This is a genomic window from Rhodococcus sp. SJ-2 (assembly GCF_053750035.1).
On the sequence record NZ_CM132340.1, the window covers coordinates 3,109,423 to 3,128,378 of the forward strand.

Annotated in this window: 17 protein-coding genes; 6 read left to right on the forward strand and 11 right to left on the reverse strand. The window is 65.2% G+C overall.

All coding sequences use genetic code 11. The features are described from left to right. The first annotated feature begins 27 nt into the window (after nt 1-27). Entirely contained in the window at nt 28-681 is a 654-nt protein-coding gene (locus tag ACSYG9_RS14555; RefSeq protein ID WP_454838835.1) for a TetR family transcriptional regulator, read from the forward strand. A gap of 31 nt (nt 682-712) precedes the next feature. Here the strand turns inward: ACSYG9_RS14555 and ACSYG9_RS14560 are convergent, their stop codons facing one another. From ACSYG9_RS14560 to ACSYG9_RS14585, 6 genes are all read right to left on the reverse strand, one after another. Then, nucleotides 713-1,555: a hypothetical protein gene (locus ACSYG9_RS14560; RefSeq protein ID WP_454838837.1), complete on the reverse strand. Its 843-nt coding sequence runs from the start codon at nt 1,553-1,555 to the stop codon at nt 713-715. 177 nt (nt 1,556-1,732) lie between these two features. Next, nucleotides 1,733-1,840, reverse strand: a complete 108-nt coding sequence (locus ACSYG9_RS14565; protein ID WP_169688341.1) for a methionine/alanine import family NSS transporter small subunit — start codon at nt 1,838-1,840, stop codon at nt 1,733-1,735. Continuing rightward, complete coding sequence (locus tag ACSYG9_RS14570) at nt 1,837-3,411, reverse strand: sodium-dependent transporter (protein WP_440123322.1); 1,575 nt, start codon at nt 3,409-3,411, stop codon at nt 1,837-1,839. The genes ACSYG9_RS14565 and ACSYG9_RS14570 overlap by 4 nt, the downstream gene beginning before the upstream one ends. Nucleotides 3,412-3,524: 113 nt before the next feature. Beyond that, nucleotides 3,525-4,715, reverse strand: a complete 1,191-nt coding sequence (locus tag ACSYG9_RS14575; RefSeq protein WP_454838839.1) for a lysylphosphatidylglycerol synthase transmembrane domain-containing protein — start codon at nt 4,713-4,715, stop codon at nt 3,525-3,527. After that, the gene (locus tag ACSYG9_RS14580; protein ID WP_440123324.1) at nt 4,716-6,146 is read right to left on the reverse strand and encodes an HAD-IB family hydrolase; all 1,431 of its coding nucleotides are present in this window, start codon (nt 6,144-6,146) and stop codon (nt 4,716-4,718) included. Next, entirely contained in the window at nt 6,143-8,539 is a 2,397-nt protein-coding gene (locus ACSYG9_RS14585; protein WP_440123325.1) for a glycerol-3-phosphate 1-O-acyltransferase, read from the reverse strand. The genes ACSYG9_RS14580 and ACSYG9_RS14585 overlap by 4 nt, the downstream gene beginning before the upstream one ends. A gap of 191 nt (nt 8,540-8,730) precedes the next feature. Here ACSYG9_RS14585 and ACSYG9_RS14590 point away from each other — a divergent pair, with 191 nt between their 5' ends. Further along, nucleotides 8,731-10,173 carry a bifunctional aminoglycoside phosphotransferase/ATP-binding protein gene (locus ACSYG9_RS14590; protein WP_454842962.1) on the forward strand — a complete coding sequence of 481 codons (1,443 nt, stop codon included), beginning with the start codon at nt 8,731-8,733 and terminating at the stop codon, nt 10,171-10,173. A gap of 53 nt (nt 10,174-10,226) precedes the next feature. After that, entirely contained in the window at nt 10,227-10,949 is a 723-nt protein-coding gene (locus tag ACSYG9_RS14595) for a VIT1/CCC1 transporter family protein (RefSeq protein WP_440123326.1), read from the forward strand. A gap of 76 nt (nt 10,950-11,025) precedes the next feature. Here the strand turns inward: ACSYG9_RS14595 and ACSYG9_RS14600 are convergent, their stop codons facing one another. Together ACSYG9_RS14600 and ACSYG9_RS14605 are read right to left on the reverse strand one after the other, a co-directional pair. Further along, nucleotides 11,026-11,919: a universal stress protein gene (locus ACSYG9_RS14600; protein WP_440123327.1), complete on the reverse strand. Its 894-nt coding sequence runs from the start codon at nt 11,917-11,919 to the stop codon at nt 11,026-11,028. A gap of 134 nt (nt 11,920-12,053) precedes the next feature. After that, nucleotides 12,054-13,580, reverse strand: coding sequence for a CYTH and CHAD domain-containing protein (locus ACSYG9_RS14605; protein WP_454838841.1), 1,527 nt, complete (start codon nt 13,578-13,580; stop codon nt 12,054-12,056). A 182-nt stretch (nt 13,581-13,762) separates the two neighbouring features. On the opposite strand from ACSYG9_RS14605, the gene ACSYG9_RS14610 reads away from it, so the two are divergent. Continuing rightward, on the forward strand, nt 13,763-14,287 hold the full coding sequence (locus ACSYG9_RS14610; RefSeq protein WP_440123329.1) for a flavodoxin domain-containing protein: 525 nt from the start codon (nt 13,763-13,765) through the stop codon (nt 14,285-14,287). 17 nt (nt 14,288-14,304) lie between these two features. Here ACSYG9_RS14610 and ACSYG9_RS14615 read toward each other — a convergent pair whose 3' ends face one another. Beyond that, entirely contained in the window at nt 14,305-14,811 is a 507-nt protein-coding gene (locus ACSYG9_RS14615) for an SRPBCC domain-containing protein (protein WP_440123330.1), read from the reverse strand. Nucleotides 14,812-14,849: 38 nt separating this feature from the next. Next, nucleotides 14,850-15,761: a pseudouridine synthase gene (locus tag ACSYG9_RS14620; RefSeq protein ID WP_454838842.1), complete on the reverse strand. Its 912-nt coding sequence runs from the start codon at nt 15,759-15,761 to the stop codon at nt 14,850-14,852. Between the two features lie 145 nt (nt 15,762-15,906). Here ACSYG9_RS14620 and ACSYG9_RS14625 point away from each other — a divergent pair, with 145 nt between their 5' ends. Together ACSYG9_RS14625 and ACSYG9_RS14630 are read left to right on the forward strand one after the other, a co-directional pair. Continuing rightward, nucleotides 15,907-16,899 carry an alpha/beta hydrolase gene (locus ACSYG9_RS14625; protein ID WP_454838843.1) on the forward strand — a complete coding sequence of 331 codons (993 nt, stop codon included), beginning with the start codon at nt 15,907-15,909 and terminating at the stop codon, nt 16,897-16,899. Next, nucleotides 16,889-17,758 (forward strand): oxidoreductase, encoded by an 870-nt coding sequence (locus ACSYG9_RS14630; protein ID WP_454838844.1) that lies wholly within the window; start codon nt 16,889-16,891, stop codon nt 17,756-17,758. The genes ACSYG9_RS14625 and ACSYG9_RS14630 overlap by 11 nt, the downstream gene beginning before the upstream one ends. 41 nt (nt 17,759-17,799) lie before the next feature. Here ACSYG9_RS14630 and ACSYG9_RS14635 read toward each other — a convergent pair whose 3' ends face one another. Continuing rightward, the gene (locus ACSYG9_RS14635) at nt 17,800-18,933 is read right to left on the reverse strand and encodes an RNA polymerase sigma factor (protein WP_454838845.1); all 1,134 of its coding nucleotides are present in this window, start codon (nt 18,931-18,933) and stop codon (nt 17,800-17,802) included. Between the last annotated feature and the right edge of the window lie 23 nt (nt 18,934-18,956).

An 18,956-nucleotide genomic window follows, 5' to 3' on the forward strand; every position in this document is an offset into this window, starting at 1 on the left:
GACGTGCACTAGCGGAAGGTGACATCGATGACGGAAGAGTCGGCCGTGGGGGTCGAGGCGCGGAAACGTCCGGTTGCTCAATCGCCGGGGGCCGGGCTGAAACCGGCGCAGCGCGCACGGTATCTGCGGATCGTCGACTCTGCGAAGGCGCTCGCGTCCGAGGGTGGTTACGACGCCGTGCAGATGCGTGCCGTCGCTGATCGGTCGGGTGTCGCTCTCGGCACGGTCTACCGGTACTTCCCGTCCAAGAATCAGCTGCTCGTGGTGGCGATGGTGACCCAGTTCGAAGAGGTCGGCGAGTACTTTTCGGGCGCCGAGCTCCCGGGCGATACGCCGCACGAGCGGATCATGGGTGTGTTGCAAGCGTCCGTCTCGAGGCTCGAGCAGGATCCTCGCCAGTACGACGCTCTGGTGCGTGCCGTGATGTTCGCCGACGCGTCGTCGGCGCCTGAACTCGACCGGCTCGGTCAGGTGCTCACCGAGTTGTTCGCGAAGTCGGCCGGTATCGAGGTCGTCACCGAAGAGGTGCTCAACGCGGTGCGCATCGTTGCGGACGTGTGGATGTCGACCCTGGTTGCGTGGGCCAATGGGCGACAGAGCGGTGAAGGCGTTCTCGAGCACATGGACACCGCGGTGCGGCTGGTCTTCGACCGCCTCGAACGGATGCAGCGGGTGAGCTGAGCCCACCCGTTGCACCCTGTTGCGGCAGATGTCAGGCCGGCACCTCGACGATGCCGACGGTCGGCAGGAAGAAGCACGACGACTCGCCGTTCTGTACCGTGCCGAACACGGCGGCCAGGACGGTGCCCGCGCCGGTGTCGACCGGTGCGACGCGCACACCGCCGAACGGAACGGTGTCGGCAAGGAACTGGGAGATGGCCGCCTCGACCATCGGTCGCATGGGGGCCGGGATCGTCTCGGGGATCGCCGCGCGTGAGGCTTCGTCCAGTGTGCCCATCGGCACCAGTCCGCCTTGGAGCGTGTTGACGTTGAGCCACGCGAGTTGGATGCCGTCGGCGTTCGCGTCGTCCTCGAGGCCCATCGGCACGAAGGCGAACAGTGTTTGGGCGGGGTCGACGACGTCCAGAGAGAACTCTCCGATGCTCTGACCGGGCCACGGTCCGGGTACCGCTCCGGCCACCGCGGGGGCGATTCCGAGGGGCAGATTGCCGTCGGACGTGCAGAACGGTGCGCCGGTGGGGTAGAGGAACGGCTCGACGCCGAGTCGGCGCAGGAATTCCATCCCCTCGTCGTACGCGGCGAGTGGGGTTCCCTCGGCGGCGTCGACGGCACTGCCGCGTGCGCCTGCGATGGCCTCGGCCGCCGCGAGTGCAGCCTGGTCGACGCCGGGTGTCGAGCGCAATACACCGAGCGTGGTGGCGATTGCGCTGTCGGCGGCGGGTGCGGGCACATCGGCGGGCGCGGGTGCGTCGACGATCGGTGGTTCCGCCGGTTGCGCCGTGGCGACGACGGGCAGTGCGAGGCCGGCCGCGACGGCCAGCGTGGCCGCTGCGGCGAAGGGGCGCATCCGGAGGCGCGTGGTCCTGCGGGTCATGTGGGCTCCTGTGGATCAGGTCTCGACACATCGGTCTCGACGGATCGTGTCAACACTGTTCGAACTCTCAGTCTCAAGTAAAGGTTGAGACTGACCGAATCAAGGAAAGCACAAGGGCGGCGCTCCGGCCAGAGCGCCGCCCCGTGTGTTACTCAACCGACACTGTGGTCGAGCAGATCACTCGATCTCGTCGGGGTGCTTCCGTAGATGGAGCACGCTCAGGATCAGCCCGCCCCACAAGGTGGCCAGAGCGAGGACCATCATCACGATTGCGGAGGTGTTCACGAATTCTCTCCCTGCTCTGTTTTGGTGAGCGCCGGTGTGGAAACCGAACGGTTCTCGTCGAGTTCGAACTCGGCTTCGACCCCGCGACGCCAAGGAATGAACGACATGGCGATCGCGAGAATGATCACCGCGATCTGGACACCCCACCCGAACGTCGTCACCAAGCTGTCCGGGAGTCCCCCGTAGCCTTCGTTGATGCGGTCACGGATCTCGCTGAACAGCATGTAACCGAGCACCACCGGAGTGACGACGCCGACGAAGACCTGCCACACCACGCCGACCTTGAACGACGACACCGAGTTGAGATGGTCACGCAGTTCGGGCAGGCGCCGCAGCACCCACGCGATCACGATAACGGCCGCGAACGCAACACCCACGATGCCGAACTGATTCGCGAACCGGTCCACCACGTCGAGGGTGTTCAAGCCGGTTGTAGTGGGGAACAGGAGTATCGACACGATGGCTGCAGCGCCGCCGATCGTAAGTGACGCGGGTACCTTGCCGAGCCCGGTCTTGTCCTGGAAGGCGGAGACCGTCACCTGGATGATGCTGATCATCGATGTGAACCCGGCGAACACCAGCGACCCGAAGAACAGCACACCGAAGATGGGACCGCCCGGCATCTGCGACACGATCGTCGGGAAGGCGATGAAGGCCAGGCCGATACCGCTCGCTACGACCTCGTCGACCGCGACGCCCTGAGCCTGCGCCATGAACCCGAGCGCCGAGAACACACCGATTCCGGCGAGCACCTCGAAACTCGAGTTGGAGAAACCCACCACCAGTCCCGAGCCGGTCAGGTTGGTCTTGCGTTTCAGATACGACGAGTAGGTGAGCATGATGCCGAAGGCAACGGACAGCGAGAAGAAGATCTGTGCGTAGGCCGCGATCCACACTCCGGTGTCGGTCAACGCCTCCCAATTGGGGGTGAACAACGCGTCGAGGCCGAGAGCCGAACCGTCGAGCAGCAACGCCTGGACCACCAAGGCGCCGAACAGAATCACGAGCAGCGGAACGAAGATGCGGTTCGCGTTGCCGATACCGCGCTGCACACCGAGCGCAAGAACGGCCACGACCAGAACCCATACCAGGACCAGCGGCCACGCGACGCCCGGAACGAAGCTCAGACCGAACGTCGCCTCGGCGTCCATATGCAGGAAGTCCTCGAGGAAGAAACCTTCGGGGTTGTCGCCCCACGCCTCGGTGATGGAGAAGAACGTGTAGCAGCCTGCCCACGCGACGATCACCGCGTAATAGACGCCGATGACGAAGCAGATCAGGACCTGCCACCACCCGAGGAATTCGCTGCCGCGGCTCAGTCGCCGGAACGCCAGCGGCGGAGATCCTCGGAACTTGTGGCCCATTGCGTAGTCGACGAACAACAACGGAATACCCGCGGTGAGCAGGGCCACCAGGTAGGGGATGAGAAATGCCCCACCGCCGTTTTCGTATGCGATGTACGGGAATCGCCAGATATTGCCCAGGCCGACCGCCGAACCGATGGCGGCCATGATGAACACCGACCGTCCCGACCAGACCTCGCGCTTGTGTGCAGCTTCGTGCTGTGCCACGAACCTCGTCCCTCCACTCGTTCGATTGCGTAGACGCTAGTCCTCACAGCGCCGGAACCGGAACAAATTCGGGATTCATGATCAGATATGAGCTTCGTACACACCCGATCGGGTCAGTCCTGCCAGAGTTTGTCGAGTCCCGGGCCCGGGTCGTCATCCTCTTCCTCCGGGGCGCCGCGGTAGCGCAGAGCAAACACGACCCATCCGATCACGGCGATGAGCACGAAGCTGATCAGGCGGTACACGAGCACAGCGGACAGTGCTTCCGCGCCCGACATTCCGCTTGCAGTGAGCGCAGGAACGAGCACAGCGTCCATCACGCCGAGGCCGGCAGGCAGCAACGGGATCGCACGGCTCGTCGCGGTTCCTGCAGCGTAGGCCACGGCGATACCCGCGAGGCTGGGCGTGCCACCGACCGCGTAGGCAGCGAACGCGAGGCACGCGCCGTCGCAGACCCAGTTGAACAGCGACCACCCGAAAGCGCGTGCGGCGTGTGGACGGTCGAGTTGCACGGCCCCGATCTGATCGACGATCTTGCGCCACGCCCGCGAACCGGCCTCCGCAGGCTTCTTCCTGAGCCGATTGAACCCTCGCAGTGCGATCAGGCCGATGGATTCGAGCGACCCCGGATTGCTGGCTGCGTATTGGATCAGCACCAGGAACGCGGCGAGGCCACCGATGGAGAAGATCAGCGAGAACGGGTTCGTGGTGGCGCCGATGAGAAGAGCACCCACGAGCCCGAGTAGTGCGAGTCCCGCGGCCTGGAGCAGGCCGGCCATCACGAGCTGCCACGTGGCGATGACGGGGGCCGCACCCCACTTGCGCATCTGCCGGTAGGTGAAGGTGGTTCCTACGACAGGACCGCCTGGCAGGGTCACGCTCATCGAGTTCGAAGCGAGCGCCACGGCCAGTGACTGGCGAAGCGTCACCTTCACGTCCGCAGCGGACAACAGCGTGCGTTGCACGCTGGCGAAACTCGTCATCTCCGCGACCGACGCGAGGATCGCGGCGATCACCCACCACCAGTACAGGTGGCCGAGGCCGCTGACGCCGTCGGTCAGCTCGGGCCACACGAGGATCACCTCGACGGTGAGCACCACCACGAGCAGGCCGCCGACGATCCACTTCAGGTAGCGACGCCGCTTCGGAGTCAGAGCAGAGCCGTTGCCGTGACTCTTGCCGGAGTCCCTGGAGTCCCCGGAGTCCCCGGAATTCCCCGCAACTGCGGCGTCCGTCGGGCCGGGTATTTCCGTCGTGTCGCTGGTGTCCGTCGCTTGTTCGTCGGGGGTCTTGTCGTCGGTCATCTACTCGATCGGCCAGTCCGTGAGGGTCTTGCGGTACAAGTCTTCGACCGCGGCGATGTGTGTGTCGAGATCGGTGACGCTCCACTCGCTCACATCGATGGGGGCGAGCACTGCGACGTCGATGGTGCCCGACCGCAGCAGGGTCGAGTGTTTCCACAACAACTCCCCGGCATTGCGGATCACCACGGGGACGATCGGGACCCGGGCCTCCATCGCGATGCGGAATGCCCCCTTCTTGAACCGCCCGATCTGCGGTGTCAGGGAGCGCGTGCCTTCCGGTGCGATGATGACCGAGGTGCCTTGTCGCAGGGTGTCCACCACCGGTGCCAGCGCCTCCACGGCGCGTTCGGTGTTGCCACGGTCGATGAACGTGGCACCGACGAATCGCAGCAACGCACCGAAGAGCGGGTCGTTCGCCAGCTCTTTCTTCGTCACGCCGGTGAAGTCGTGACGCAGGACCTTCGCAAGGACCACTGGATCGAGTTGACTCTGGTGGTTGAAGATGAACACCGCCGGGCGATGCTCCCACGCGTTCCCTTCCCCGTGCACCCGCACGTCGATACCCGCGAGCGCGAGCGACACATCGGACCCGATGTTCACGATCGAGTCGAGCGCAGTCTTGCGGCTGCGATTGATCAGCCCGAGTCCCAGCCCCGTCCAGACGGAACCGACGATTCCGCCGTACGCGGCAGCGGTGCGCACCGCCTCCTTCACCCCGGGCGTGCCACGCGGCCGGAACCGCAGGATGGGCCACTTGCGTTCGCGTGCGATCCGGTCGAGTGTGCGGTCGGGGTTGGTCGCGGTCGGGTTTCCGGTGGTGGCGAGGAACTCGGCGTCCTCGCCGCCGTTGGAATAGGTGTAGCTGTGCGGACCGTCGATGCCGTGCTCGTCGATGAATGCGCGCGTCGCATCGGATTTCCCGCTGCGCCACAACGACTTTCCATCGACCTTGCCGGTGAGGACACCGTCGACCACCTCGAGCGGAGTGAACAGTACGTGCTCGACGCCGAGTGCGTCGGCTGCCGCTTGGATCTGATACCGAGATGCCGACGACGCGATCACGACGGTGTGGCCCGCGTTCTGGTGCGCTCCGATGAGCTGCCACGCCTCGGGATAGAGGTGCCCGGCGATCGTGGACATGAACAACCGTTGCCCGATCTCGTACAGTTCTTCCTCGCTGTGGCCGCGCCATGCCTTGAACGCAACGGCTACGAAGCGTTCGAAATCGGCTTCGCTGTCGGTTCCGCGCAGACCGTTGACCATGGTCGACGCGAGTTCGGCCGCGGTCACTTTGCCTGCGAGGAGCCGGTCGCGGAAAAAATGCACCCCGGAGAAACCATGCACGATGGTGCCGTCGAAGTCGAAGAACGCAGCCACTTCGGGGCCCTGAGGCCCCGTCCGCACCCTGTGCAGTGCCTGCTCGATGTTCACCGCTCCGCCTTCCTGTTCGACACGTCCAGTGACTCGGCCAATGCGACCCGCTCACCGACGGCCAGCAGCTGTGACGCGAACGCACGACGCTTCTGCGCGACCGAGTCGTCGTTCCGGTCGAGAAGCCCGCGGTTGCGTGCCAGCTCCAAAGCTGTTGCGAACAGTTCCGAGGATACGGACTCGGAACCGTACAACCGGTCTTGCAGCAGCATCTGCCGTCCCACCGCGACGCACTCGTCGAGGAATGCGTCGCGCTCCACTTCGAGCGTAGGGTCCCTGCGCGCCAGCCGCTCGGCGACGACGAGCTGTGCGTCGAAGAACGAGCGCAGCGTGCGGTGCGACATGAACAACCCGGTCTCGATCAGCGCGTTGAGCGCCCGGCCCTCGCTGGGAAGCGGCGTTCCCCATTCCCATTCGGGCACGAGAAGCTCCACTTCATCTCGCAGCTCCGATTCGAAGGCGTCGCGGTCGGGGAAGAAGAACTCGAACTTGAGCAGGTCGCGCAGATTCTTAGCTTCGTGCCACGCGGTGCGCACCGGGTTGTCACTGGGGTGTTCGTGTACGAAGAGCACAGCGAGTTCGAGGATCGAGCGGTTGACGAACCAGTGGATACCGCTGTTGCGGTAGAACGCGGCGACGAGATGCTGACCCGGTTGGATGGAGTACACCGCCTCGTCGCCTCCGGCGTAGGTCGTCACCACACCGGCGTCGGTCAGCGCAGCGAGAACCTGGGCGAGCCCACCCTCGCGGTCGAGGAGTTCTACTTCGCCTTGCGGGGCTCCGCGGGCGTCGAGGTAACTGCGGACCGGCGCGACGACAGCCCGCACCTCGTCGAGCGTGAGCGCTCGGTCGCGGACCCCGAGTAGGGCGAGGGTGACAAGGCTGTTCACGGTGACCGGTGTGGTGCGGTTGATACCGACCGCCACCTCGAATGCCACCTTCTGCATCGCCTTACGCTGGAGACCGTCCCTGGTTGCGGGGTCGTGGGCTGTGCCCTCCCCGGGTTCCGGCTCGGACAGGTCGGGGTCCCCGCCCGCCGCGAGTTGTGCTCGCATCGACAACGGCGTGCCGAACTGCACGTAGACATTGCCTGCGCTGCGCTGCTGATTGCGGGCGTAATTCGCCAGCCACCTCAGCCCTTCGGGTTTCTTCGGGGCGCCGGTCTGCTCGGCGGCCACGGCTGCAACCTCGGCGAGCCCTTCGTAGGTGATCGATACAGGTACCAGCATCGCGTCGTCGACACGGCCGGTACGGATCGCGTTCGCAACGTAATTGAGGAGTCCGTAGCGCGGCCTGCGAAGCTTGCCGGTGCGGGTGCGACCCCCTTCGAAGTACCACTCCAGATTGAATCGCTTGCCCAGCAGGAAAGCGAAGTACTCCTCGAGCGCAGCCTTGTACACCGTGTCGTTCCCGAAACTCCGCCTGATGAACACCGTGCCCGTGCGACGTGCGATGGGGCCTATCGGCCAGAACGTGAGGTTGGCACCGCCCATCAAGTGGTTACCGGGGAAATCGTGATCGGCGAGGATGCTGCCCAGGACGAACGCGTCGGCGTACGACCGGTGGGACGGCAGGAACACCAGCGGATGCGTGCGATTGAGCTCGCGTAGCGCCTCCAGTCCGGAGTCGTCGGCGTGCACCGTCCATGCCGAGCTGTGCAGTGGACGCATGGCCTGTGTGAAGAGGTCCGTGACCAGGCGTGACTGCACTGCGACGAGCTCGTCGAGTGCGGCGCGGGCTCGTCCATCGACCTCGTCTCGGGAAAGGTGTTCCTCGGCTGCGATCGTGTCGAGACGCCGCCGGAACGACGGCTGATCCATGATCTGCGCGGCAACGAGCCGGGGCACCTTGTACCGATCACCGATGACGGCGCGTTCGGCGCGCTCGAGCGCAACCACGGCTCGTCGCGTCACATAACGCGCGAGGGACGCCGCGTCCGGAACTCGGCCGTGTTCCTCGGCGGCAAGCTGCTCACGAAGATCGTCGAGGTGCGCGGGTGCTGCCACCACGATCCGGTACCGGTCGGAGGACCTGCCGACCAGCCACTTCTGGATCAGGACATTCGGGTTGCGGGGGTTGGTCAAGGCAAGGACATCCGAGAACCGCGCGCGGCGGGCACCGTCGCGTTCGGAAGGGAGCCACACCACCCGGACCGGGACGAGAAGCGGGTCGTCGGTTCGGGCGGAGAGTTCGGAGGTGAGGACTCGTGAGTCGAGGTCCACGACGTCGGGACGAGCCGCCGCACGGTAATCGTCGGGCACGTACTCGGAGTTGCACCAGCGGTCCAGGAGGTCACGTTCGATCTTCGTCCTCGCCGCGGAGAGGATGACGACCCGTCTGTTCCCGGCGGCGCTGTCCTTCTCGCCGACGCTGGACTCCCCGTCGATATGCATCGTTCCCCTGTTCGATATCCACTCGACAGCAAACTACCGCTTTCGGACGGGGCGTTCAGGCGCAACGGCGCAAGTCACTGTGCGCCTGAGTGCACGAACCGCGCGAGATGCGGGCACAGTGGGGCAAGGAGACCGCGGACCGATACGAGGAGTACACAGTGGCGGGGCAAGCAGAGATCTCATACGCGTCGATGCGGGAAACCCACAGCTCGTTGGTGTTCTTCGTCGGCGATCGAGTGCACAAGATGAAGAAGTCACTCGATCTGGGGTTCCTCGACAATCGCACGCGCGCTGCGCGAGAGCAGATCTGTCACAGGGAAGTGGAGCTCAACCGGCGCCTCGCCCCGGATGTGTATCTCGGCGTGGCCGACATGCACGATCCTGGAGGGGAGGTGTGCGAGCACTTCGTCGTCATGAAGAGGCTTCCCGACGATCGGCGTATGGCGGCGGTGATCGAACGGGGCGAGGACGTCGGTGCGGCAATCGACGGTGTGGCACGGCAGGTTGCAGCCCTGCATGCCGCGTCGCCGCACAACCCCGGCATCGATCGGTGCGCGACTGCGGAATTCGTTGCCGAACTGTGGCGACTGAGCCTCGATCACCTCGATCGCCTGCAGGTCGGGCGGGAGGCCGGGTCTGCCCTGGCTCGGATCCGCACTGCGTCCCAACTCTATCTACAGGGGCGCACAGAACTGTTCGATGGCCGTATTGCGGCAGGCAGAGCGGTCGATGGGCACGGAGACATGCTCTGCGACGACATCTTCTGTATGGACGACGGACCGCGCATCATCGACTGCCTCGAATTCGACGACGAGCTGCGCTATGGAGACGCGGCCCTCGACCTGGCCTTTCTTGCAATGGATCTCGAACGCCTCGGCGCTCTCGACGCGGCGCGCACCTTGCTCGATGCGTACGCCTCCCATGCGAACGATCATCCCCCCGCGTCGCTCGTGCATCACTACATCGCCTACCGCGCCCTGGTGCGCGCCAAGGTGACCGCGCTACGCCACGAGCAGGGCGATGCTTCCTCACGTGAGAAAACCTTCGACTATCTCGACCAGGCAGAGCACAATCTCGACCGTGGACGGGTGCGGCTGGTCCTCGTCGGTGGTGTTGCCGCAACCGGGAAGTCGACGCTGTCGAAGACGATCGGACGTCATCTGAGAGCGGCTGTCCTGCGAACCGATGTGATCCGTAAGGAACTTGCCGGGATGGCTCCGACCGAACGTACCGGGGACGGTGTCGGCTCGGGTCTGTACTCCGCGGAGAGTACCGAGGCCACCTACCGGGAACTGTGCCGTCGTGCCGGTGACCTGCTTGCACGGGGCGAATCGGTGGTGCTCGACGCGACGTGGCTTTCGGAGGAGCGTCGTCGCGCTGCGCGGGAGGTCGCGGTTTCGGCGGCTGCAGATCTGATCGAGATCGAATGCAGAGCCGACCCGGAGGTGCTGATGCAGCGCATCGCCTCTCGCACCGCACGTGGAGACGATGCCTCCGATGCCACCCCGGCGGTGCTCGACGAGCAACTGCACCGGCGGGACGAGTGGCCGGGTGCTGTGGTCCTCGATACGACGGAGGGGGGATCTCCCGACTCCGACTGGATCGAACGGAAACTCGGCCGCGCGCCTTGGTGAGGTGAGCATGGCCGTGCTATCGGAAGGGGTGTGCGAGTTCTACGCTGGCGATCATGTCCCTACCGGAGTCGGTGTCCGACCACGCCGCCGAGCCGCACACCAGCGGTCTGGCCACCAAACTGAACTGGTTGCGAGCCGGCGTGCTCGGCGCGAACGACGGCATCGTCTCCACGGCGGGCCTCGTCGTCGGCATTGCCGCAGCCACCACAGACCGGTCGACGATTCTCGTTGCCGGTGTGGCAGGGCTGGCCGCCGGCGCGGTCTCGATGGCGTTGGGGGAGTACGTGTCGGTGAGTGCGCAGCGCGACACCGAACGAGCCGCGTTGCGGGTCGAACGCCGCGAGCTCGCAGTGATGCCCGAAGAGGAGCTCGAAGAACTTACCGGCCTGCTCGAGCACAAGGGATTGTCCCGTGCCACGGCACGTTCGGCAGCGGAGGAACTGACAGCCCGTAATGCCTTGCGGGCACACGCGGAAATAGAGCTGGGAATCGATCCGAGCGAGCTTGCGAACCCGTGGGTCGCGGCCCTCTCATCTGCGGTCGCCTTCACAGCGGGTGCGTTGGCACCGCTTCTCATGATCGTATTCGTGTCCGAAACTATCAGGATCCCAGTGACTTTCGTGGCAGTGTTGTGTGCGCTCGCCGCAACGGGATCCGTCGGTGCCTGGCTGGGTGGCGCGCGACCGGGGCGCGCGGTGGCGCGCGTTGTGCTCGGAGGTGCGCTTGCCATGGCGGTGACCTATGGACTCGGCGCTGCATTCGGGGTCGCACTCTGATCGACCCGCGCAAAGGCCCACGCGCCGCGGCGGGGGCGTGGGCGTGGGCCTGAGCGTTGTGCGGTCCGGCGCTTTCTCAGGGCTTGCGTGCGACAAGGACAGGGCAGGGTGCGTTGTGCAGAAGATTCTGACTGGTGGAGCCGAGTAGAGCGGCGGCGAACTGGCCGCGCCCATGGCTGCCGACCACAGCGAGTTGCGCATCCTGCAGGTGGTTCAGCAGTACCTTCGCGGCGGGACCGCGATCGATGACGCGACGGACCTCGACGTCCGGATACTTGTCATGCAGACCCGCGAGGGACTCCGCGAGTACGGCGGACTCCGACTCTTCCACGGCCTCCCAGTCGACCAGCGCGGCCGTGGCACCGACGCCGAGTGCAGCGTCGCCGATCCACGAATGCACGGCCGAGAGCGGTGCTCCGAGGGTCTGCGCATATTCGAATGCGTACTCCACTGCGGCAGAAGAGAGTTCGCTACCGTCCACACCCACGACGATGGGCTTCGAGCTGGGGAGGGGGTTGGAGGTGTCGCCTCGCCACACCACCACCGGGCACGGTGCGTGGTTGGAGACGCGTACGACCGTCGAGCCGAGCAGGAAGTTTTCGACCTTGCCTGCGCCCGTGGCGCCGAGGACGACGACGCGAGCCTTTTCGGCGGCCTCGAGAATGGAGGTTGCTGCGGGCCCGGGGCCGATGAAGCTCTGCACCTCCAGGCCGGGATTGTCGGCACGCACGCGGTCGGCGACGTCGGAGAGGACCTGTTTACCGTCCTTCTCGAGTTGTTCGACCATCTGGGACTGGATCAGGACCGCAGCTTCGCTGTAGAAGATCCCCTCGCTGGGTAACGAATGAACGAGCTCGAGTGGCACCTCGAGACGCGCGGCGAGTGCGCCTGCCCAGCGGGCGGCTGCCGCAGAGGTTTCGGAACCGTCGACACCTGCAACGACGGCCTTGCTGGTGCTCGGTGTGCTCATCGATGTCTCCTTCATTTTGTACGGCGACCTGCGGGACGGGGCGACCGATCGGCTACGGATGTCACGTTACGCCACACGAATCCGACGCATACCCGGGAACCGCGATGCGTCGTGGCGAGTCTCGAGGTCCTGGCTCAGCGCCACAACGTGCGTGCGGATTTGTATGCCTTCTTCCATGCCGCCTCGAGGTGCACGGCCTGCCGAGCGCCGATCTCGGCTTCGAGCTGATGCAGGACACCGAGTCCGAAACTGGACTCGGCGGAGTGCCCCTGCTCGGACGCCAGATCGAGCAGATGGTCGCGCGCGACCACCGAATCCTGGAACTCGCCCAGCAGGTCCTGGAACTCGTCGAACCTGTCGAGTGCGTGCTCGGCGCGTTTCGGATGCAGCGGCGCGATCACCTCGATCGCGTAGCGCAAGCGTTTCGACCCCTTACGTGCGCGGTGCATCCGTTCGTCGCGCTCTGTATCGCCGCGGGCTTCGGCCACCCGGTCCACACGTTTCGTCACTTTCTTTGCGAGATTCTCGATCGACCGGGCGAGCTTTGCGGGTTTGGGACGGTGCTGCTTGTCACGATTCTTCGGGGTGGCCGACAGTTCGCCGATCAGCGTGTCGAGACTGTCGATCAGCGCCAGATACCGATCGGAGTCGAGCGTCGTGATCGCTTCTGCGCGTGCCGCAATCGATTTGGCGGTGAAGTACTCGTCGATGCGCGCGCGGGTGGCCTCGCGATACCGTTCGACGCTGATCTCCGCGACTCGATCGGCGAGTCGTTCGTGCTGGACCTCGAGATCGCGGGACGGGCTCAGACATCTTCCGAGCCAGCGCAGTTCCTCGACGAGTGCGGTGTCGATCGCGAAATCGTCTGCGTAGGTCTGCAGGGCACTGCGGAGGCGGCGCGCTGCTTTGCGCATGCTGTGTACCGCGTCGGGTGCGTCGCGTCGCACGGCGATGTCGGACATCAACAGCGTCTGTCGCTCGTGTGCGAGATAGTCGCGCAGGTAGCCCGCGGTACCGCGCAGGGGTTCGGTGGCCGGGATGAGGTCGCCGAGGACTCGGTGCACCTTCGACGGACTCGGGGAGCGTGTGATGCCTTCCGCACCGAGGAGTTCCTCGACTGAATCCAGGATGGAGGGGTCGGCCCCCGGCCCGAGTTCGACCTCGATCTCCCGCCACTGCGGTTCGGCGTCGTCGACGCTGCGGATCGCGGTCACATCGTCGATGACCACTTCGGCGAGCAGCGCGCCGTCGGCCCCTCGGAGCCGATGTCGACGGCGTCGAGTGTTCAGTAGCGCGGCGAGCGCTACAGGGCGATTCCGCCGAACCCCGCGGAGCAAGCCGAGCAACGCATCGGGCGCAACGTCGGTGGGGCCGCTCGCCGCGAACGGATGATGCAGTTCGGTCCGGGTGTCGTCGCCGACGGGAAGCTTCGAATGCCAGCCTGCGTCGTCGCCACCCTCACGCCTGCGAAGGGTGATCTTCGATCGCAGCAACTGCAGATCAGGGGTATCGAAGTATTGGGCGGACAGATCGACCGTGTCGGTGTCGATCGACGTGACTCCTGCGATCTCGGAGAGATCGGGCACGTCCTGGTCGGGTGTCGCCGTGTACTTGCGTTCGGTCTCTTCGGATACCGATGTGGTCGATTTCGCCGGCGTCATGATCCTCCTGTCGGTGGTGTGCACCGAGTGCTCCCTGAAATGCAACTGTGCCATCGAGTTCCCGATATGTCGCGAGTGCAGGATGTGAAACACAACAAAGCCCGGGAGAAGGGCACTTGGACTCTGGTCTTCTGCCGATTTCCGGGTGATCATGGGGAAACGCGCGCCTCCGGAGGGTGAGAATGAGGATTTTGGTGGCGGTGGGGAGCAAGCACGGTTCCACCGCGGAACTCGCAACGGCTTTGGCTGCGGGTCTGCGTCATCACGGCGCCGACGTCGATGTTCGCGCGCCCGAGGCGGTATCGAGTATTGCCGATTACGACGTCGTGATCGTGGGGAGCGCGGTCTACCGCAATCGGTGGCTGCGCGCGGTTCGAGATTTCCTCGACGAGCACGCTGTGGCCCTGCGACGCCGGGATGTCTTCCTCTTCTCGTCCGGACCGATAAAGGAGCAGGGGCGTCCCGTGAACAACCATTACGACGTCGCGCCCGCCATGGCCCGCACAGGCGCTCTCGAACACCGTACGTTCGCAGGAAAAGTCGATCCCGCCGTACTCAGCGCCGGTGAGCGTGTGGTGGTCCGGATGACCGGGGCCCGGCTCGGTGACTTCCGTGACTGGGATGAGATCGGTTCATGGGCGTCGGAGATCGTCGCGAGAGTGTCGGGACGCACCGGGGCGCGAGTCCCCACCGAACAGATCCGATAACCCGGCCGAGGTGCGCTTCAGCTGCCGGGGAGGCGGTAGTGCTCGGCGAGCTCCTCGGCACGTTCCCACATCGACCAATCGATCGGTCTGCCGTCGAGCTGGGCTTCGACGACCTCCAATCCCGCGTGCCAGCCCGCACCGTGCGCGTACGCGTCGTCCTCGGTGTCCGTGGTGTGGGTGAGGGTGAGCCAGCATCCGCCGGATCCGTCGGGTGCCAACTCCCAGTGAAGTACGTCGGAGTCCCACATCAGCTCGAGAATTCGTCCGGGGTGCACTACCAGGACCGAACCGCTCGCGGTATGCCCAGCGGGAAGATCGAAGCGGCGTACCTGTTCATCGGTGGTGCGGAACTGTAGTTGCGCGCCCGGGGTGAGGTCCCAGTCGACGGAGGCGGGAAACCAGGCGTCGAGATACTCGGACTCGGTGAGGACACTCCACACCCTCTCCGGAGAGTGAGGGAAGCCACGTTCGAAGCGCAGGGCCACCCGGCCGTCGTAAGTACGAGAAATGCTGCCGAGACTCATGGATCCTCCACGACGAGAAGCCCGTGCTGCCAACGGGGTCAGGGGGTGCTGTGGTCCCATGCTGCCAGGTTTCTGCGGCTTGTGAAGTGAGTCCGCCGACCCGTGATCGGATCGTCGAATTCGACCGCGCGCGCGAGTAGCTGGAGCGGTGACGAATAGTCGTCGCGGGCAACGTCGTACACGTGCGGGTAGAGGGGATCGCCCATGATCGGCAGACCAAGGGAGTTCATGTGTACGCGCAATTGGTGCGTTTTCCCCGTCCTCGGTAACAGTCGGTACAGCGCACGATCGCCGCGGACATCGTGCACGTCGAGGTGGGTAACGGCGTTGATCTCACCCGGGACTTCGCGCGCCTGGAGAACCCCGCGTTCCTTCACGATGCGGCTTCGTGTCTCGAGAGGGAATCCGAAGTGCGGCGCAGCGGGTGCCACCGCCTCGTACTCTTTCTCGACCATTCGGTTCTCGAAGAGCATCTGATAGGCGCGGCGAACCTCACGGCGAACCGTGAACACCAGTACCCCGGCGGTGAGACGGTCGAGTCGGTGCGCGGGTGTGAGTTCGGGAAGGTCGAGTTCGCGGCGCAGTCGCACGAGCGCGGTTTCCGCAACCCACGAACCTCGGGGGGTAGTGGGAAGGAAATGGGGTTTGTCGGCAACGAGCAGATTGTCGTCATGATGAAGAATGTCGATTTCGAACGGAACACGTGTCTCCGCAGGCGGATCGCGATAGAGAAACACGAACGTGCGCGGAACGCACGGACTGGTACGTGAGATCACAGTTCCGTCACCGGAGAAGACCTCACCCGAGTCGATCTTCTCTTCGATCCGTGCTGCGTCGTCGGGAAAACGGGTGCACAGGTACTCCACCACCGTCTCCGACGTGCAGTTTTCCGGAATTCGCAGGCGGGTCGGATTCAGTCCGTCTCGGACGGGAAGGGGAGCGTCGGGCACGTCGAGACACGGTAGCCGCCGAGTCGCCGATTTCGGTTTCGGCTTTGCAGGATAACGATTGTGTGCAAGCCTGCTTAAGTCTCGTGCGCACTTATATCGTGTGACGAGAGTGATTTCTGGGGTAAACGTTCAAGGAGAGCTTGGTGTGACGAATTCGTCCGATAACGGAACGCGACGGGGAGTGCGCGCCCTCGTGCGGCTGCTCGTAGCGGCGATCGTGGTCCCGCTCGCGCTCGTTTTCGCAGGTATCGGGGCAGGTACCGCGTCCGCAGACCCGTACACCCGATTCTCCGAGGACTGGGTCGCCGCACCCGGCGGCGTCGGCCAGATCAAGGTGCGCATCTGGCACGCGAACAACGGCAGCAACAAGGCTGTGTATCTGCTCGACGGCCTGCGCGCCACCGACGATGTCAGCGGTTGGGAGCACGAGACCAATGCGGCATGGCTGGCCGACAACGGCATCAACGTCGTGATGCCGGTGGGCGGCCAGTCGAGCTTCTACGCCGACTGGTACGCGCCGAGCAACTTCAACGGCCAGAAGTACACCTACAAGTGGGAATCGTTCCTCACCCAGAATCTCCCCGATCATCTCGCTGCCGCGTACGGCATCTCCCGCAGCAACAACGCGGTCGTCGGGTTGTCGATGGGCGGTAACGCCGCGCTGATCCTCGCCGCTTACCACCGCGACCAGTTCGGCTTCGCAGGCTCGCTGTCCGGGTACCTGAACTTGTCCGCGCCCGGGATGCGCGAAGCGATCCGCATCGCCATGCTCGATGCAGGCGGATTCAACTCCGATGCCATGTGGGGCCCTCCCTGGGATTCCGCGTGGCTGCGCCATGACCCGTTCGTCGCGGCACCGAAGATGCGCGGGCTGCCGATGTGGATCGCGGCCTCGAGCGGCCTGCCCGGTGAGCACGACCGTCCGAACTCCGCGATCGGCGTGTTCAACACTGCCAACGCAATGGGACTCGAAGCGCTCGCACTCGCGCAGAACCGCGCATTCCAGGTCCGGCTGGCCGCACTCGGTATCGACTCCGCGCACTTCTCCTTCCCTTCCACCGGCACCCACACGTGGGGCTACTGGCAAGACGAGCTGTGGGAGATGCTCCCGATGATGAAGGCGTCGATTGGCGCCTGACTCCACCGCATCACCGGTAGCGCCGGTCACCTATTTGGTGACCGGCGCTACCAGTGGTGTGGGGGAGGCAACTGCTCGATCACTCGGTGCTGCGGGAGCTACGGTCCTGCTCGCAGGCCGCAACACGGCCGCAGGTGAACGGATCGCATCGGAGATCGGCCCCAACGCGTCGATGCACCGTCTCGACCTGGCCGACCTCGATTCGGTCCACGAGTTCTCCCGCACCCTCGGCGACCGTACGATCGACGTGCTCGTCAACAACGCCGGGGTCATGGCGCTGCCACTGACCCGGACACCGGACGGGTTCGAGATGCAGTTCGGTACCAATCACCTCGGCCATTTCGCTCTGACCGGGCTGCTGCTCGACCGCATCACCACGCGCGTCGTCACCGTGTCCAGCGCTGCCCACCTCCTCGGCCGGCTGGACCTCGACGACCTCAACTGGGAACACCGCCGCTACAGCAGGGCGCGCGCCTACGCGCAGTCCAAGCTCGCGAATCTGGTGTTCAGCCTCGAACTGGAGCGGCGCCTGGCGGCGGCTCGTTCGCGGTTGCGTGCGATCGCTGTTCACCCCGGGTACGCCGCCACAGAAGTCGGGAGCAACACCGGCACATGGTTCGACGGCCTCTTCGGTTTCGGCAAGAAGATCCTGCAACGCACTTCCGCGCAGGGCGCCGAATCAGTGGTGTACGCCGCGACGGAGCCGACGATGGCCGGTGGTCTGATCGGTCCGCACATGCTGCTGTACGGCTCACCGCACCAGGCCCGGATTGCGCAGCGGGCACGCGACCGCGATGTCGCCCGCAGGCTGTGGGAACTGTCGGAGAAGTACACCGCAGTGACGTTCTCCCTGAAGTGACTTTGCACTGCAGAGACGTTCTCCCTGCAGCGACGTTATCTCTACCTGCCGAAGGGCGACCCTGGTTCGAACGTGAACAACGGCGGTGCCGTATTCGTCGAACCGCCGCCGTTGCCACTGCCCTCGCCGGTTTCCGATTGCTCCGGTTCAGCGTCGGATTCGTTGTCGGAGTCGTCGTTGCGGGAACGGTCGCGGCGAGAGGACCATCCGGTCTCGGTCGTCGTAGGGGAGAGCGAGGTCGTGGGGGACGGTTCGGTGGTGGTCTCCGGCGAGGATGTTTCCGTCACGGTTTCGGGCGTCACGGTCGTCGTGACCGGGGGCGGGGCAGTGGTCGTCGTGCTCGGCTCCGACGTCGTGGCCGGTGTAGTGGTGATCGGGTCGCGCGGATAGTCCCCGAGGTCCACTCGCAGGGTCGCTTCGCTCGGACTCGGGACACTCTGTTCTGCGGGCGCGCGACCGGTGAACGCGAACACCGCGACCGCAACCAACGCTGCGACCCCGGCTGCAGATGCGCCCCAGGCCACGATCGCGCGTCGTGGTTTCCCGGGAGCAGGGAAACCTGCACGATCGACAGGATCGATCCGGCGACCCATTGCCGCGCGTTCCGCTGCGGACGGTGGCGCGGTGAGGACTCGGTCGCGCAGGTACGGCGGCGGCGGTGTCGTCGGAAGTCGAACGAGTTGTCCGGCCGGGTCGGTGACGGCAGCGTTCGCGTGCTCGAGCGCAGTTTCGACATCGAAATCCCCGCCGATGATCGCGGCGACCTGACCTTCGGTGAACCCGTACCGCACGGTGAGGTCAACTGCCTCGAGGTCTGCCGGATCCAGCGCGTGTACCGGCGGCAGAACGGTGGTCTCGGCGTCGACATCGGCTTCGGGGCCCGCGGGGACGTAGCCCGGTGCAGCACCGCCGGATACGCGCACGCACTCAGACCGCGCGATTGCCCACAGCCAAGCCCTGAACATGTCGGGATCACGCAGCGTCCGGATCCGTTCGACCGCGATCCACACGGCGTCGTGTGCCACGTCGGACGCACTGGACGGATCGAGGAACCCGCGCACGTATCCGTACAGTGTCGCGGCGTGAAGGTCGTAGACGTCGGCGGCCGAGTCGCCGGCCTTCGCTCGCAGTGCCGAGACGAGCGAACGGTCTGTTCCTCCCGAATGCCGGCTCAATCGTCGAACCTTCCGTGTCGGAA

Bases quoted from the DNA above. Each gene is read 5' to 3' on its own strand.
- ACSYG9_RS14615 (WP_440123330.1), bottom strand. From the start codon at position 14,811: ATGAGTCTCGGCAGCATTTCTCGTACTTACGACGGCCGGGTGGCCCTG.
- ACSYG9_RS14555 (WP_454838835.1), top strand. From the start codon at position 28: ATGACGGAAGAGTCGGCCGTGGGGGTCGAGGCGCGGAAACGTCCGGTT.
- ACSYG9_RS14585 (WP_440123325.1), bottom strand. From the start codon at position 8,539: ATGCATATCGACGGGGAGTCCAGCGTCGGCGAGAAGGACAGCGCCGCC.
- ACSYG9_RS14575 (WP_454838839.1), bottom strand. From the start codon at position 4,715: ATGACCGACGACAAGACCCCCGACGAACAAGCGACGGACACCAGCGAC.
- ACSYG9_RS14605 (WP_454838841.1), bottom strand. From the start codon at position 13,580: ATGACGCCGGCGAAATCGACCACATCGGTATCCGAAGAGACCGAACGC.
- ACSYG9_RS14560 (WP_454838837.1), bottom strand. From the start codon at position 1,555: ATGACCCGCAGGACCACGCGCCTCCGGATGCGCCCCTTCGCCGCAGCG.
- ACSYG9_RS14610 (WP_440123329.1), top strand. From the start codon at position 13,763: ATGAGGATTTTGGTGGCGGTGGGGAGCAAGCACGGTTCCACCGCGGAA.
- ACSYG9_RS14595 (WP_440123326.1), top strand. From the start codon at position 10,227: ATGTCCCTACCGGAGTCGGTGTCCGACCACGCCGCCGAGCCGCACACC.
- ACSYG9_RS14600 (WP_440123327.1), bottom strand. From the start codon at position 11,919: ATGAGCACACCGAGCACCAGCAAGGCCGTCGTTGCAGGTGTCGACGGT.
- ACSYG9_RS14590 (WP_454842962.1), top strand. From the start codon at position 8,731: ATGCGGGAAACCCACAGCTCGTTGGTGTTCTTCGTCGGCGATCGAGTG.